Here is a 15,447-nt window from a genome sequence, read left to right as displayed (position 1 = left end):
GGATGTATCTTCGTCGTCAAGACAGATAATTGCGAGGCCGAACGGAAGGATGGCCGTTGACGATCCTGCTGAGGATGTCGACCAGCGGTTTCACTCCTGACGAGCCCCTTGTTCTGTTTTATTTTCCAGCATACAGAGGTACTAGGAGTACCGTCATGCGCTCAAAATTAAACCGCCTGCCTGATGTGATTCCCCGCGGTACGGTCGCCCTGTCGCAATGGCTGATCTGCCAAGGCTATAGCCACGACCTTCAGAAGCGTTATCGAGGGAGCCACTGGCTGACCTCGATCGGCAACGGGGCGATGATCCGTTCTGGCGACAAGGTCGGATACGAGGGCGCGGTCTACGCCCTTCAAGAGCAGCTGGCAGCTTCGATCCATCCGGGCGGCCGAACCGCTCTGTCACTCCATGGCAAGGCCCATTATCTTGAACTGGGGCGGCCGCGGGTTTGTCTTTTCGGACAACCGGGTGAAAGGCTGCCGGCCTGGTTCAGGCAACATGGATGGGGTGCGGACATCGAGTATCATCGGACAAATCTCCTGCCCGCTGGCGCGGGCGTGGGTACGGTGGAGCTCAGCGGCTTCTCAATCAACGCATCGAAGCCGACGCGCGCCCTGATGGAGTGTCTGTACCTTGCGACGGACGACTCCTCGTATGTCGAATGCGGACAGCTCATGGAGGGCCTCAATACTGTCCGGCCGGCTCAGGTTCAGGAACTGCTCGAGGCCTGCACATCCGTGAAGGTGAAGCGCATGTTCCTGTATCTCGCAGAACTTGCAGGACACCAATGGGCGAACCATCTCAATCATAACCGCATCGATTTGGGTTCGGGCAAGCGGTCTTTGGTGAAGGGGGGCGCTTACGTGGCGCGATACGACATCACGGTACCAAGAACATTGGCGTATGAGAGGCTTGTCAAAGACCTCTCCCCGAACGTCGATACGGTGTACGACTTCTACCGCCAATCAAGTGGGATCACATGCGCGACGACAACATCATCAAGTTTGAACGACGAAAATCAAAGCAGGAGCGACGGACGGTCGGTCCAAGGCAGCGGAAGGCACTTATCTGGCTCGCGGTGATAGCGGGGCTGGTCCTCGTGTGGGCGTATTATCAGTTCATCGCGCCGCCGAGCCTACCATGAGAGCGGGTGGTATAGGGTTGGTCTCTGGTCCCTGACGTTGATGTGGCGACTTTCTAGTCGTCGCTGTTCAGGCTGCGCGATGCAAAGGCGCATCAAGGGACGGCACCCAAATTGATGATGTCGGAGGGATTGCGGCGTACGAGAAGCTGAGGGAATCTTTGTGTTCCCGGTTGAAGGGGCGCCGGATGCGATGAGCGGGGAACTCATGGCAATACCGTCCACCGACTTTTACGACGAAGACGCCATTTCAGCGATTACCCACAGCGTGTCCGAGAAAGTGGACGCCGCTGCTCTCGGGGCAATCGGATGGGACGACGTTGCCAGGTCACTGACGAAAAGTTTCCCGAGATCGGTGTGCGCTCTTCTGAACTTCAATACGGCAGAAAACTGGCTCAACTTCGAGGCCACCGACAATATCGAACCTGCATTCGTCAAATCCTATGCGGAACATTTTGCTCCGCTTAACCCATGGACGCCCATCTGGCGAAGCGTGCCGAGCGGAACCGTCCTCGTCGCGGAAGAAAGTTGCCCGACGAGCATGTTCACCAAGACTGAATTCTACAACGACTGGATGCGACCTCAGAAGAACAACGAGGGAGCTGTCGGGGTGAAAATCGACGGAGGGCGCGATCTTATCCACCTGTCATTGCACTATCCGCTGGCGGTCGCAGGCACATATGACTTCGCCACCGCCGAGGTCCTGAGACGCATTCGAGGAAGTCTGCTGCGCTCCATCAACGTCGGAAGATTGCTACAGGTGCAAACCGAGGCAGCTGTGGCCAGATCGGCGCTCGTTGAAAGAGGTTCCTGCGCCGCTTTTGTAGTCGACGGCGACAGGCGAGTCCGGCTGGCCAATGAACATGCAGAGAAACTCTCGTCTGGCTCGGTGGTGAAGCAACGGCACGGCATCGCGTCCCTTTCAGACCCTCATATGGACAGGTGTCTTCGCGAGGGGGTCTGGGCGCTATCGAGACGGCTTCCTGTGCTTCTTTCTCGCCTGCATTTTTGCGTCGATGGCCAAAACTGGCAGGTTTCGCTGGCTTCGCTCCCAGCTGTGGTCTCCGGAGGATCCACATCCCTGGTCCTTGCCGACAGCCTGGTTCTCATCCTCGTAAAGAACCTCGATGCCCGAAGCCGCGATGCGGCCGTATGGTCGGCCCTTGGTGCAAAGTTCAGCCTGACCCCTTCCGAGATCGTCTTCTGCCAGCGCCTTGCCTCCGGAGCCTCGCTCGCGGAGGTCGCCCAAGCACTTGGCATAAGCAAGGAGACCGCCCGGAACAGAGTGAAGTCGATATTCCACAAGACCGGCACGCATCGCCAGGGGGAATTGGTGGCGATGCTCGCGTCCCTCGGTTGAGTCGCGCGTGCGACAAGTTGATGCCAACCGCTTCTGCTTACGAGATTCAATACCGGCGAGGTATTGAGCGAACTACAGGGTACCCATAGGCAATCGGAACACCTAGTCCTGCTCTCGCGGCATTGCGATGTTCCAGTGAAGGCGGAGTAACCTATCAAACGAGCGAGCATCGACATGGCTAAAGTCGACGTAAATGCTTTGAAAGACCTGTCCGCAGGATTGGGGTCTGCCGTCGTAGACCCTGATTTGTGGCCTCTCTTTCTTGATCGTATTTGCGAAGCAATGAAATGCAACGGGGCTGCTCGGCTTCCGCGGAAGGGCGGCAGCTTCCCTACGAGTACCTCGATGATCGAGCCGTTTGCGCGGTACATGCAGGAAGGATGGTACCAGTCCGATCTCCGCCTACGGGGCATCGCTAAGCAGCTTCGGGGTGTCGTGGTTGTTGATGACGATGACGTCTCGACAGAAGAAGAACGTCGCCGATCGCCCTACCACAATGACTTCCTGCCGAGCGTCGGACTGAAGTGGTGGGCCGGAGCGGCATTTTGGGCCGGCAAGGATGATCTGTGGTGTCTCGCCATGCAGCGATCGGAGAGCGAGGGACGTTTTTCCCGGCTCGAAAAATCCCTCCTCTGGGATTTGTCGGCCCGCATGACCGAGATAGCTTCGCTCGCGGGGGCCATGGGACGCGCCAATATCGCAGCATTCACCAATGCTCTGGACCATGTGCGCCAGGCTGCTGTCGCCGTTGATAGCGGCGGGCATGTCGTTCATTTCAATGCCGCAGCGAATGATCTTTTCGATAAGTCGGTCTGGGTTTCCCGAGGGCAACTCGTCCTTGAGGATAAGCAGGCAGCGTCGGAGCTTCTGGATCAACTCGAGAAATTGCGCAAGTTACCGAATGGAAAGGCCCTGAGAGCGTCGCCGATAGTGGTTCGGCGACCAGACAAATGTTCCATGACATTAAAGGTTCTGCCGATCGATGGAGAGGCACGATCACTCTTCGCCGCAGCAAGGGCAATAATCTTGTTGAGTGAGGTCGCCAGACCTCGTTCACCGCGCTGGCAACTGCTGCAACAAACCTTTCTGCTGACCCGTGCCCAGGCGCATCTCGCGGCGCGACTGGCGACGGGGGAGTCGCTGGAGGACTCGGCCGATGCACTCGGCATCGCCAAGGAGACCGCACGCACACAACCAAAGTCGATTTTTGAAAAAACCGAAACACACCGACAGAGTGAACTGGTCGCATTGCTGCAAGCGCTCACACGAAAAGACTGAGCCGGCAGAAGCAACATGGATCAGCATGTCGCAGGACGTGTCTGACCCAAATGGGTCATGTGCGTTCGCGAGAACGGTGCTTTCTTTTTCTTTGGCATCCGCAGCCGTTGTGGAATCGCCGCTTCGCAAGTGGAGTTCGGTGGCGAGCGTGCAGCACGCCGATCATCGTATCGCGCGCATGCTCAAAAAGGGGGAGGTTGTCATGGCCGAAATGGTGATCAATGCCACTCAAGGGGTCAACCCGAGCTTCGGACACGGGTGGGGGATGCCACTCACCTACAATGGCCAATACGGTTCGGGCTGGGTGGCGTTCGTCGGCGGATATGGTCTGCAATTCTCCGGCCAAACCACTGTCCAGATGGATTTGGATGGAAATCCCATAGGTTTCACCGTGACCTTGGACGGGCCGTTCACCGTATTCATTAACGGGGCCGTGGCCGGAACCGGGACCATGCCACCCTTCACCTACACGTCGACGCTCAGCGACGGTGATTATGCGGTACCGGACGGCAATGGCGGCTGGCAGCTCGGAATCCATGGCAGCCCGTCCGGCTCCACGACGCCGCTCGGTCCATTCGGGGAGTTCGTAGCGGCCCTGGACAGGATCGCGTACAACGGAACGGCCGAGGACGATGTCTTTGACGGATCACATGTCGACACCAGCGTGCTGATCCATGGAGGCGACGGCGCAGACACATTTTACGGTGCCTTCCGCCATGCGAACGAACTCTACGGAGAAGGGGGGAACGACGTCTTGTGGGGGCAAGGTGTCGGCGACTATTTGGATGGCGGCGACGGAAACGACTTTGTCTTTGATGGAGACAGTGCTGGCGATCCCACCATTCCGACCCCTCCGCAGGATACCTACAACGCCGACACATTGATTGGCGGTGATGGTGACGACCAAGTCCTTAGCAGCGGAGGAGGCGATCTCCTCGATGGCGGTGCGGGCAACGACTACCTGCAGGCGAGTTCGGATAGGCAGGACGACGACACGCTGATCGGAGGCGTCGGCGATGATCAGATTTATGGAGGACTCGGCACCGATACGGCGGTCTTCAGCGGCTTGCGGTCGCAATACACGATCACCCTGATCAACATAGGCTTCGAGGCCTATTCAGTCATTGGACCCGATGGCAGCGACACGCTTGTCAACGTCGAAAATGCCCGCTTCGATGAAGGGACCTTTTCGATGGCGCAAGTTGTGGACGGGTCCGGCAACGCTCCTGCACCTGCAGTCTTCGGTTCACCCATAAACTATCAAGCAGGCTCAGGCACCTCGGACGTTGTCGCGGTGGACATCAACAGCGATTCCATCATCGACCTTCTTGCCGCGAATCACGGGGGAAGCAGCGTGTCGGTACTTCTGGGCCAGGGCGGTGGTCAATTCGCGTCTGCCGTCAATTATTCAATGAGCGGCGGTCCCATCGACATAAAGATGGGCGACCTGAACGGCGACGGCATCCTCGACATGGTTGCCGCAAGCCCTTTCGCAAGCAGCATTACCGTACGGCTGGGAACAGGCACGGGAACGTTCGACTCAGAGACTTCATATCCAACCGGATTTGGCCCGCGCGGCGTCGCCCTCGGTGATTTCAATCATGACGGGATTCTCGATGCGGCGGCAGCACACGCCAACGGCGGCGATCTTTCCGTAATGTTCGGTACAGGTACCGGCTCCTTCGGGTCTCCAGTCCAATACGGCGTCGGCGGAGGCTTTCCATGGCCGATCACCGCCGCCGACCTGAACAAGGACGGAAACCTCGATCTGATAGTGGCGAGGGACTTCATATCGGTTTTGATGGGCGCTCCGGACGGAACCTTCTCAGCCCCCGTCACCTATCCGGCAGTCGGCAAAAACATCATTTCGTTTGCTGTCGACGACCTCGACAACGACGGCAACCTCGATCTAGTTACAGCCAACCTCGGCACGAACGACGTGTCGATCATGTTCGGGACGGGCAACGGTACTTTCCTGCCTGAGGTACGCTACGCGGTCGGCGCTGGTCCTTACGCCATCGCGATCGCCGACATCAACGGGGACGGTCAACTCGATATCGGAACATCCAATTCGGCTGACGATACTATTTCCGTTCTTATCAACACCGGATCGGGAACTTTCGGACCACAGCAAGTTCTCGCTTCGGGCGGGGACAATCCAACTGCCATCGACTTCAGCGATGTGAATGAGGATGGCCGAATGGACATCGTAGTCGGAAACTACGATAGCGGAAACGTATCCGTGCTTCTCAACAACCAATTGACCATTATCTCGGATGGTGGAGGGGTCGCGGCGTCGCGCACTGTTGGCGAGAACAACAGCGATGTAACGACTGTTGTCGCCATCGGCGGCCAAGCCAACGGAACGCTGTCGTATTCCATCGTTGGCGGCGCGGATCAGGCCGACTTCCAGATTGACGAGACATCGGGAGTTCTAAGGTTCGTTGTCAGTCCCGACTTCGAGGCCACCTCCGACGAGGACGGCGACAATATCTACGAGGTTGTCGTACAGGCCTCCGATGCCCAGGGCGGCGTCGACACGCAGATACTGACGGTCAGCGTCTCCAACACGAATGACACTGCGCCCCTATTTTCGTCAGGCTCCACCGCAAGCCTCGCTGAAAACGCGACGGGGACTGTCTACGACGCCGACGCCTCCGACTCGGATAATCTCGGGTCCCTGACGTACTTGCTCTCGGGCACAGATGCCGCGCTCTTCGACATCGATGCTGCAAACGGAACCGTCACGTTCAAATCGCCTCCCGACTTCGAGAATCCCGCGGACGCTGATGGCGACAATGTCTACGACATCGTGGTGACAGCGTCCCACGGCGTGCTTGCCACCAATCACAACGTGGCAATCAGCGTGGCCAACACACTTGGCGGAACCTTCAACGGAAACGGCAGCAACAACGTGATCACGGGGACGGATGAGGAGGACACGATACGAGGGCTGGGAGGTGCCGACACCCTCTCGGGGCTGGCTGGTGACGACATCGTCGATGGTGGTAATGGCGATGACGTGCTCAACGGCGGCGATGGCGATGACACGCTCCTCGGCGGGATCGGACGCGATCGGATAAATGGCGGGGCAGGCGGCGACGCCATGGAAGGCGGCGCGGGCAACGACTCCTATGTTGTCAGTGACGCGAGCGATGTCGTCACCGAACTGGCTGGCGCAGGAACCGATACCGTTGAGACAATCCTGGCAGCGTCTGTACTGGCGGCGAATGTGGAAAATCTTGTCTTCGTCGGCTCCGGAAATTTCCAGGGAACCGGCAACGGTCTCGCAAACACGATCACTGGCGGCAATGGTGACGACATACTGGACGGAGCTGGCGGCGCTGACCGCCTCGTCGGCCGGGGCGGCGATGACATCTACATGGTGGATTCCGTCGGTGATGCAGTGGTCGAGGCTGCTGGCGGGGGCAGGGACACAATCCACGTGACGGCCTCGTCCTACGTCCTCGGCGCGAACGTGGAAGTCCTTCGGTACTCCGGAACGGGGGCTTTCACCGGCACTGGTAACGGTCTGGCCAATCTCCTTGGGGGAGGGAGTGGAAACGATGACCTCCACGGCGGCGCAGGCGATGACGAGCTTATTGGCAACGAGGGGTCGGACGAGGTGTCGGGAGGCAGTGGCAATGACACCTTCCTTGCCACTTTGAACGACGGCGATGACTTTTACTTCGGCGACGGCGGCAGCGACACCTGCAGCCTGGCCGGATTGCAAGTCGACGCAGTGGTCAATCTTCTCAATGGGTCAGCTACCAGCGCCGATACCGGAACCGATCAATTGACCTCGATCGAAAATGCGATCTGCGGCACGGGAAACGACAAGATCGTTGCAAGCACCGCCCGCAACATCCTGTTCGGAGGTGATGGACAGGACACGTTTGTCTTCACTTCGATCGCGGCAGCTGGAAAAGGCGCGAGTGCGGACGTCATACGGGACTTTTCGCCAGGTGACCGCATCGACGTCAGCCAACTCGATGCAAACGGCGCTTTGGCAGGCGATCCCGCCTTCGCGTTTGTAGGGGAAATCACGAGTGTGAGCGGCGGCTTCGGTCAGCTCGGGCGGGGGCAGATCGGCTACCGTTATCAGACGGATGGGAACGGCGCTGAGTACACCATTATCGAGGGAAACACGAACGCAACGCCGGAGGCCGACTTCCAGATAAACCTCGTCGGTCGGATACAGGTGACATCAGGGGATTTCCTGCTTTGACAATTCACGGCTTTCACCCAGGGGTTCGGCCCGACGTGTATTGCCGTGGGTTGGTCGCATGGCTCGCAAGAACAACGCTATGCGAGCGATGGCAACGGGTTAATCCAATTAGGTAACGCGGCGTTGTCGAGCACAGTTTTAATATGAATTCTCCAGGAAGTTATCCGTGCAGGGTCGATTATGTTACAGAACTTCTTCTATCAAACGGCCATTGTCGCCGGCCTATTGGCGGCCTCCGGCACAGCCGGACAAGCAGCCTCGATGACCCCCAATCCAGGCGAACTGAGCGAGACTGTGGAAAATCGTTGCTTCTCGCACACTCAGAGCACTTGCGGCAGAATACTTCTATTGGTCCAACAAACAAAATATAAGGTGAAAAACGGCAAGCACATACGGAAGATTAAACGAAAAGGATGCAAGATCACTGAGAAATGGGATGAAAACAACTATAAGATCAAAGTCAAATGCCAAGGCGGCAAGAGGCCGCCGCCCGACTTGTTTCAGTAACGATAGACTGCGCTTGCGAGTTAGGACACAGCGCATAACGCAGAGATGGCAGCTTGGGCGGCGTCGCGTGCCTCATGGGCCGTGCTCAACGTCACAGAACAACTGCTACCTATTCGCTACTCGCTGAGCCGCCGTGAACCCGAACTGCATTGGCGAGATCGGAATCCGACGCCGCCGTCGAAGGTCATTGGCAGCTAGGCGTCAGAAGGAGGTGGAAGCCAGCCGATTTCCGCCCCCAACGGTCTGGCATTGATCTCATAGTCGTGGACGACATCGATTCCATTAATGCTTATCCCGTTCGCACGGGTGGCCCCAATTAGTTGTGCTGGTGGATCGACAGCGAAAATCAATTGCCATCTTTGATCGGAACTCTTGAAGAATTACCGAACCGATTCGCGCCAAAGAGTCTCCGTTGGCGTTTCGCAGAATATTTGCATCCACAGATGGTTCAGCTTGATGCGTCGCTTAACGTGCTATTGGCGATGCGGCGCATGCAGTGGTTGAAATATTACTCCGCATGCACTACGAAGACACCCCTGCAGGAGGAGTGTTAGATGCATCAAGTTGCGGACTATCTGGACCATCAAAATTTCGGTCCAATTATTGCTGATCGAATATGGAATGCCTGGTGGAAAGACGCAGGTCTTCATCTTTCCGATATTACACATCATCTGACCGAAATGGTCGATGATCGCTCTCTTCCGACAGCGCTCGTTGCTCATGATGAAAGCGGCTATCTCGGATCAGCCTTCCTCATCGATTGCGATTTGGAGGAGCGGCAACAATACAAGCCATGGGTAGCGGCCGTTTGGGTGGAGGAGAGTAAACGCAAACGCGGCGTAGGAAAATCACTCGTCGAGGCAGCAGCAAAAACTGCTGCCGATCTGGGATATCGGGTCTCGTACATATGCTGCCATCAAGAGTTGGAAGCCTTTTATACCGCTTTTGGCTGGAGCGTTTTGGAACGCGATGTCGGCCCGCATAAGTTAAGCGTATTGTCCTTTGAGGCCTAAACCATAGTATCGGCCGTTCGCGGTTCCGGGGGTGAGGCGGTCCGACCACCCGTGATCTTTGAGCCAATGGGAATATGGCGGAGATGGCCTTTGGCGATCTCCGTTGGTGCTAGGCTTGTTGGGTGGATGTACCGCCTCGTGTTCCTCTCCTCGCCCATCCGCCTCGGCGGGAGCGCGGAGCGCTTCGGCTTCCTTCGACCATATCGCCACCTCTTCTCGTTCCGTCGGACTTCATCCAGGGCGTCGAAGATGTCGCAGCCGTGTTCCACGGCGTAGTCCTTGGCGGGGTCGAGCCTGTCGGGACTGACCATGCCGAGAATCTGGTCCTCGTGCGCCGTCTTCCATTCCCGTGTGTCGCCGACGACGTCGCGCCAGGTCGTTCGTCCGATCCGCTGGCCGAGACCGAGGATGGTATCAACGTTGGTCTGGAAGTGCCGTCGGCGGTTCCAACGGAAGACGAACTCGTTGGCGTAGATGTCGACGTGCTTGTCGCGGACACCGTGGTAGGTCCCGTAGCTCCATCTCTTGAAGTTGGCGAAGAGCCGATGCACCCAAGGCAGCACCTCATGGGCTGGCGGAGCATCGACGGCGCTCAGGTTGATCGCCTGGTGGCCGCGATCCGGCAAGCGCCTGTAGGCCGTGTTGCCGTCGGTGACGAGCAGGCTGCCGACGGCGGTGTTGTCCCGGATGAAAGCGTGCAGGCTCTCGCGGTTGATGTTGACGATGCGCTGCAGGCGGCATCGCGCCGGGTACTTCCCGGCCTCCACCTCGACGGCACCAATCATGAAAATCTTGCCGATGGGGCTGCGCCCCTGACCGCCGCCTTCCGGCTCGTCCTTGCGGCGGAAGGGCACGTTCGTCTCGTCGATCTCGATCATGCCGCGCAGCGGACGCCTGTGCGGATCGACCATCGCCCGGCGAAGCTTGTGGAGCAGAAGCCAGGCCGTCTTGTAACTGCCGAGGCCCAGCTTCGGCTGGAGCTGAAGGGCGGACATCCCGTTGGAATGGGTGGCGAGAAGGTAGGCGGCTAGGAACCAGGTTCGGAGCGGAAGATGCGTGCCGTGCATCACCGTACCAGCGATCAGTGATGTCTGGTGTCGGCACCCGGTGGACGTTCGCCTTCCGTCATCATCGACGACGACACCCTGGCATTCCCAGACCCACGGTCGAGCCTCCAACCGCCAGGCCCGGTTGCCTCCACAGCGAGGGCATTGGAAGCCTGACTTCCAGCGTTTCTTCGCCAGATATTCCGCGCAGGCGTAGTCGTCGGCGAAGTCCGATGTGAACTTCTCCAGCGATGGAAGCTTGTCGTTCGCCCAGCGTGTCGGAAACAGGCTCTCGCTCATGCCCTCCATTTATCGGAGAAGGGGAGGTGCGTCATTCTGGAACGCTAGATGTGGTTAACACCTGTGCGAACGGGATAAGCCATTTCCATTATTTGGCAGAAGTTCGTCAGGCTTGCGGCCTTAACCGAAGCCACTTGCGAGCGAGAACCAACTGGCGCTCAATCTATGCTATTGTTCTGGTCTACCAGAGAGGTGAGGCATGTCAGGCCTTCAGAAGGCCGTTAGCATGATGCCGCCGCGGAGGGGGGAAAAATGTCTATGCCCGCCTTGCATCACGTATCGATTATCACAGCCCATTTGGCAAGATCGCTGCCCTTCTATCGTGATGTGTTCGGTCTTACAGAAATCCCGCGCCCGCACTTTCCCGTAGACGGCGCTTGGCTCGCCTGTGGCAGCTTGCAGGTCCATCTCGTCGTCCATCCCGAAGGCACATTCCGACAGAGACCTGAGATCGACCGCAACGATTGGCATTTCGCTTTCCGTACGGATGATTTCGAGGGCGCTATCGAACGACTGACGGCGCTTGGCTTCGGGGAGGACTTGCCGCAAAGCCATCCAAAGTGCCTGCTGGTTATCCGCTCTGGCGTAGCCGGTTTCCCACAACTCTATCTGCGCGACCCGGATTTGAACATCGTGGAGATCAATGGCGCGCCCTGATGAGCGGCAATCAACTGGCTTGCGTTCAATTCACGATATTGTTCACGCTGAACCAGCGAAGTGGGTTATGCTAGGCTTTCAGAAGGCAGTTGTCTCCAGGCCGGGCAGAGAGCGTATCGCCCGGACTCCCTTTGGTGCGCAAGTTGTGATCCATGCCGCTGCCGCCGAGACCGGAGGCGCATTCGGCATGTGGGAAACCTTTACACCGCCGGGCCAAGGTCCGGCTCCGCATACAAATACTCGTGAGACCGAGGTCTTTCGGGTGATCAGTGGACTTTATCGTTTCCGATGCGGTGAGGAGGAGTTCGATGCCCCGCCGGGTACGGCGTCGTTCTGCCCCCTTCTGTCACAGTTGGAGAAAGATCGGAGACGAGCCCGGGCAGTTGTTCGCAATCGTCACTCCCCGGGGCTTCGAACAGCTCTTCATGGATATAGAAACCTCCGGTGCTGATACGCCCGAGGAAATTGCATCAATCGAGGATCGTCTTGGAATAATCAACGATGAGACGCCGGCGCTTAATCGATAGCCACGAACTGCGAGGTTCGAGGCTGATCGCTGGCTACCGGCAGATTGGTTCTGGCACAGCTGAGTTGATCATGTGCCTGATTAGAGCGCATCTCAGCGGTCGCAGCCTACGTGGCTTAACGGGAGACTTGTCGCCATTTGGAGATAGCTAGTATCTGGCGGCCTGCACGCGGTAAGTTGCGCTTCGAAAGCGGCACGACCGGCGCACTGCCGGATCGCCCCGCTTTCGCCGCGGCAAGGGGAACTGATTAGCTTTGCAGACAGGAGGCGGAGGCAAGATATGATCGAGCCGCTATCCCAGGAGACCTTCATCACGCGAAAGCAGACAGTCCTGCTGTCGAATGGCATCCGGCTTGCTTACGTGGAACTGGGCGACGCAAAGGGTGTCCCGGTGCTATTGCTGCACGGCTTCACCGATAGCGCTCGCAGCTGGAGCTTGATCGCTCCGCATCTGGCGGCCGACTTTCGTCTCATCGCGCCCGACCTGCGCGGACATGGGCAGTCCGACAAGCCGGAGGGTTGCTACACGATTCCCGAGATGGCGCATGACATCAGGTTGCTGATCCGGGAACTTGAGCTTGCCCCTGTTCATGTGGTCGGCCATTCGCTCGGAGGACGGCTCACGCAAGCAATTGCCGAACGTTGGCCCCAAGTAGTCCGAAAGATCGTCCTTATGTCGACGTCCGCCGTTCCACGGGAACGCAAAGGCTGGCTCTGGGGGAACATCCTGGCCCTTCGCGACCCTATCGATCCGGAAGGCGCGTTCGTTCGGGAATGGTGCTCCACTTCGCTTCCGGTCGACGAGAATTTCCTCGCCCATGTCCGCCGGGAGAGCGCGGCGGTTCCGGCACGGGTATGGCACTCAATCCATTACGAACAACTTGCCTATGATCCAGCTCCGCTCTTGCAGGATATTTCAGCGCCGGCGCTCATTCTTCGCGGTGAGGAAGACGAGATAGCGACCGCGGAGCATCAAGACCAGTTGAAAGGCGGAATTATCGGCTCACGGTTCATTTCGCTCCCAGGACGGGGCCACAATATGCACTGGGAAGCTGCCGAGACGCTCGCACGACTGTTCGACGCATTCCTCAAGGAATCGTAGTCGATTCCGCTTGCCGATTCGATCAGCTCGATTGATCCTCGCGCTTGTTACGCTACTTGGTCTCGTGACCGTCGGTTCCCGAGTGTTGAGCTATCGAGTATATTCTCGCCATGGTGGAGCCAGTTCATGCCTTCGGTGATTTCCTGCTCGAACCCGGCAGTGGCTTGCTGCGGCGGAACGGCAAGTCCGTCGCTGTTGGCCAGCGTGGCCTAGCGCTTCTTGAAGCGCTGCTGGAGGCCAAAGGTGGTGTTGTCTCCAAGACGGACCTGATGGAACGCGCCTGGCCGGACACGATTGTTGAGGAAAGCAATCTCACGGTACAGATCGCGGCCCTGCGCAAGGCGCTCGGCGTGGCTCCAGGCGGACGGGATTGGATAACGACCATACCGCGCATCGGCTATCGCCTGGTCCGCGCGGGTGCTGGGGCAGGAGAGGCGGATATCGTGTTTCCGGCCAGGCCCACGCTCGCGGTTCTGCCGTTTGCCAATGTTTCCGGCGATCCCGATCAGGATTACTTCGCGGACGGCGCGGTCAATGATGTCATCACGGCCCTCAGCCGCTTCAAGAGCTTCGCGGTGGTCTCCGGCCACTCATGTGGTTACAAGGGGCGTTTTCCGGATGTGCGGCTGGTCGCGAAGGAACTCGGTGTCCGCTACGTGCTCGAAGGCAGTATAAGACGGTCGGGAAACCGACTGAGGATTGCTACGCAGCTCGTCGACGGCGGCAGTGGCACGCATCTCTGGGCCGAGACTTTCGACGGCGAGATCGACGATATATTCGATTTCCAAGACCGGATCACGGTGGGCGTCGCGACGCTGGTTGAACCTCATGTCCAGACGGCCGAGATCGACCGATCGCGGCGGGAACGGCCCGGAAGCATTGCCGCTTACGATATCTATCTGCAGGCGCTGGCAAAAGTCTCGACAGAGTCAGAAAGAGACAATGCCGAAGCCTACGCGCTCCTTATCAAAGCGCTGGAGGCGGAGCCTGACAACGCGCTGCTGCTTTCCCATGCCGCCTGGGCCCTCGAACATCGGCATACGATGGGCTGGCCGTCGCTTGGCCCGGACGACGTCCGAGAATGCGCGGCGCTGGCGCGTCGGGGCCTCGAACATGCGGCGGGCGACGCGATGGTGATGGCGCATTGCGGTGTCGCCTTGCTGCAGACAGCAAAGGACTACGACTGGGCTGTGGCCGTCCTGCAATCCGCTGCGGAAGCCAACCCGAACAACCTGATGGTCGTGGTCAGGGCGGGGCTCGGGCATCTTCATTGCGGTAGCCTCGAGGAGGCTCTCGCCCATTTTCACCGGGCGAACCGGCTGAGTCCCGGCGATCGAGGGGCGCACTTTTCGCTCTGCGGGATCGCGGATGTGCATGTGATCCGCGGCGACTACGCCGAGGCGATTGCCTGGGCCGCCCGCGCGCTCGCAAGCAATCCGAACTTCGACCCGACCCTTTGGGTGCTTATCGCGGCGAACGCCCATCTCGGCCGCACGGAGGAGGCGCACCGCTATCTCCGCGAGCTCAAGAAGCTCGCTCCAGCGGCCACGATCGCGCGCATCAAAGCCGGACAGCCCGCCAAGGACCCCGACAGGATCGCCACCCTGCTGCAAGGACTGCGGAAGGCGGGACTCGAGGAAGGCTGATCGGATTTTAGAAGATTTCGGAACTTTTCCGGCGGCGATTCAGGACCTGAAACACCCTGTTGATCGAGGCTTCTCCTGACCGCGCGACCCAGCGCGAGAGGAGCAAGTCAGATGATTTCGACCTTGACGATCCTTTCCCTCGACCAGGGCAATATTTATGTGCCGCCTCGCGATTTCCACGGCGACCAGACGGCTGAATCGTCAAGCGCACAAGTGTTGGAGCCGGGGAGACGCCGATGGAACCTCCCAGCGAAACTCTTAGGCTTTACGGGACTATTTCTCGGACACGGTTGGCGCTCTCGGCCGCGAGGGGCTCCGTCGACGTCGGCTGATCCGCTTCGTTGAACCAAATGCGGTGTCTTGCCCTCGCTAACGCCGAGTCCGCTGCGCACCAGGCCGTGAACCCATAACTCTGCCACGCGGGAGTCCGCTGTACACCAATAGCGACCAATTCTGCTGCGCAACGAAATGACGCGACGGGCCATTAACGGCGGGACCAGTATTCTTCGTGGAGTTTCGCCGCCTCGCCCGCAAGCATGGGGCCGACGACTTCCGTTGGGCGCTGACCGGCGGCGAACACGATGTGGCAGGGGAGATCGAGCGTTGGGTTTTCCAGGTGGTCGCCCGTCAGTTGTTTCACCTC

The 15,447-nt window shown here is 58.8% G+C and carries 8 protein-coding genes and 4 pseudogenes; 10 read left to right on the top strand and 2 right to left on the bottom strand.

Annotated features, from left to right (window positions below):
• Positions 1 to 74: 74 nt before the first annotated feature.
• From N181_RS26250 to N181_RS26225, 6 genes and pseudogenes are all read left to right on the top strand, one after another.
• Positions 75 to 878: pseudogene (locus N181_RS26250) on the top strand (type IV toxin-antitoxin system AbiEi family antitoxin); the annotation flags it as partial.
• A gap of 456 nt (positions 879 to 1,334) precedes the next feature.
• Positions 1,335 to 2,501, top strand: a complete 1,167-nt coding sequence (locus tag N181_RS26245; protein ID WP_037436023.1) for a helix-turn-helix transcriptional regulator — start codon at positions 1,335 to 1,337, stop codon at positions 2,499 to 2,501.
• A gap of 174 nt (positions 2,502 to 2,675) precedes the next feature.
• Positions 2,676 to 3,779: a helix-turn-helix transcriptional regulator gene (locus tag N181_RS33845; protein WP_060563999.1), complete on the top strand. Its 1,104-nt coding sequence runs from the start codon at positions 2,676 to 2,678 to the stop codon at positions 3,777 to 3,779.
• A 25-nt stretch (positions 3,780 to 3,804) separates the two neighbouring features.
• The gene (locus N181_RS26235; protein ID WP_080579286.1) at positions 3,805 to 8,007 is read left to right on the top strand and encodes a beta strand repeat-containing protein; all 4,203 of its coding nucleotides are present in this window, start codon (positions 3,805 to 3,807) and stop codon (positions 8,005 to 8,007) included.
• Between the two features lie 180 nt (positions 8,008 to 8,187).
• Entirely contained in the window at positions 8,188 to 8,514 is a 327-nt protein-coding gene (locus tag N181_RS26230) for a hypothetical protein (RefSeq protein ID WP_037436019.1), read from the top strand.
• A gap of 554 nt (positions 8,515 to 9,068) precedes the next feature.
• Positions 9,069 to 9,527, top strand: coding sequence for a GNAT family N-acetyltransferase (locus tag N181_RS26225; RefSeq protein ID WP_037436018.1), 459 nt, complete (start codon positions 9,069 to 9,071; stop codon positions 9,525 to 9,527).
• A 359-nt stretch (positions 9,528 to 9,886) separates the two neighbouring features.
• Here the strand turns inward: N181_RS26225 and N181_RS26220 are convergent.
• A pseudogene (locus N181_RS26220) lies at positions 9,887 to 10,873 on the bottom strand (IS1595 family transposase); the annotation flags it as partial.
• 252 nt (positions 10,874 to 11,125) lie between these two features.
• Between N181_RS26220 and N181_RS26215 the strand changes: the two are divergent.
• The 4 genes and pseudogenes from N181_RS26215 to N181_RS26200 all read left to right on the top strand — a co-directional run bounded on the left by N181_RS26215 (position 11,126) and on the right by N181_RS26200 (position 14,804).
• Complete coding sequence (locus N181_RS26215; RefSeq protein ID WP_037436016.1) at positions 11,126 to 11,530, top strand: VOC family protein; 405 nt, start codon at positions 11,126 to 11,128, stop codon at positions 11,528 to 11,530.
• 67 nt (positions 11,531 to 11,597) lie between these two features.
• Positions 11,598 to 12,057 (top strand): annotated as a pseudogene (locus N181_RS35080) (cupin domain-containing protein).
• A 279-nt stretch (positions 12,058 to 12,336) separates the two neighbouring features.
• Positions 12,337 to 13,158: an alpha/beta fold hydrolase gene (locus N181_RS26205; protein WP_037436013.1), complete on the top strand. Its 822-nt coding sequence runs from the start codon at positions 12,337 to 12,339 to the stop codon at positions 13,156 to 13,158.
• Positions 13,159 to 13,268: 110 nt separating this feature from the next.
• Positions 13,269 to 14,804, top strand: coding sequence for a winged helix-turn-helix domain-containing tetratricopeptide repeat protein (locus N181_RS26200; RefSeq protein ID WP_037436012.1), 1,536 nt, complete (start codon positions 13,269 to 13,271; stop codon positions 14,802 to 14,804).
• A gap of 484 nt (positions 14,805 to 15,288) precedes the next feature.
• Here N181_RS26200 and N181_RS35075 read toward each other — a convergent pair.
• Positions 15,289 to 15,447: pseudogene (locus N181_RS35075) on the bottom strand (nucleoside deaminase); the annotation flags it as partial.

Origin of the sequence: Sinorhizobium fredii USDA 205, assembly GCF_001461695.1 — a bacterium.
GTDB classification, from domain to species: domain Bacteria; phylum Pseudomonadota; class Alphaproteobacteria; order Rhizobiales; family Rhizobiaceae; genus Sinorhizobium; species Sinorhizobium fredii.
The sequence above is the reverse complement of the archived record's forward strand: the minus strand, read 5'-3'. Positions and strand labels throughout refer to the sequence as shown.

Bases quoted from the DNA above. Each gene is read 5' to 3' on its own strand.
- N181_RS26235 (WP_080579286.1), top strand. From the start codon at position 3,805: ATGTCGCAGGACGTGTCTGACCCAAATGGGTCATGTGCGTTCGCGAGA.
- N181_RS26230 (WP_037436019.1), top strand. From the start codon at position 8,188: ATGTTACAGAACTTCTTCTATCAAACGGCCATTGTCGCCGGCCTATTG.
- N181_RS26205 (WP_037436013.1), top strand. From the start codon at position 12,337: ATGATCGAGCCGCTATCCCAGGAGACCTTCATCACGCGAAAGCAGACA.
- N181_RS26200 (WP_037436012.1), top strand. From the start codon at position 13,269: ATGGTGGAGCCAGTTCATGCCTTCGGTGATTTCCTGCTCGAACCCGGC.
- N181_RS33845 (WP_060563999.1), top strand. From the start codon at position 2,676: ATGGCTAAAGTCGACGTAAATGCTTTGAAAGACCTGTCCGCAGGATTG.
- N181_RS26245 (WP_037436023.1), top strand. From the start codon at position 1,335: ATGAGCGGGGAACTCATGGCAATACCGTCCACCGACTTTTACGACGAA.
- N181_RS26225 (WP_037436018.1), top strand. From the start codon at position 9,069: ATGCATCAAGTTGCGGACTATCTGGACCATCAAAATTTCGGTCCAATT.
- N181_RS26215 (WP_037436016.1), top strand. From the start codon at position 11,126: ATGTCTATGCCCGCCTTGCATCACGTATCGATTATCACAGCCCATTTG.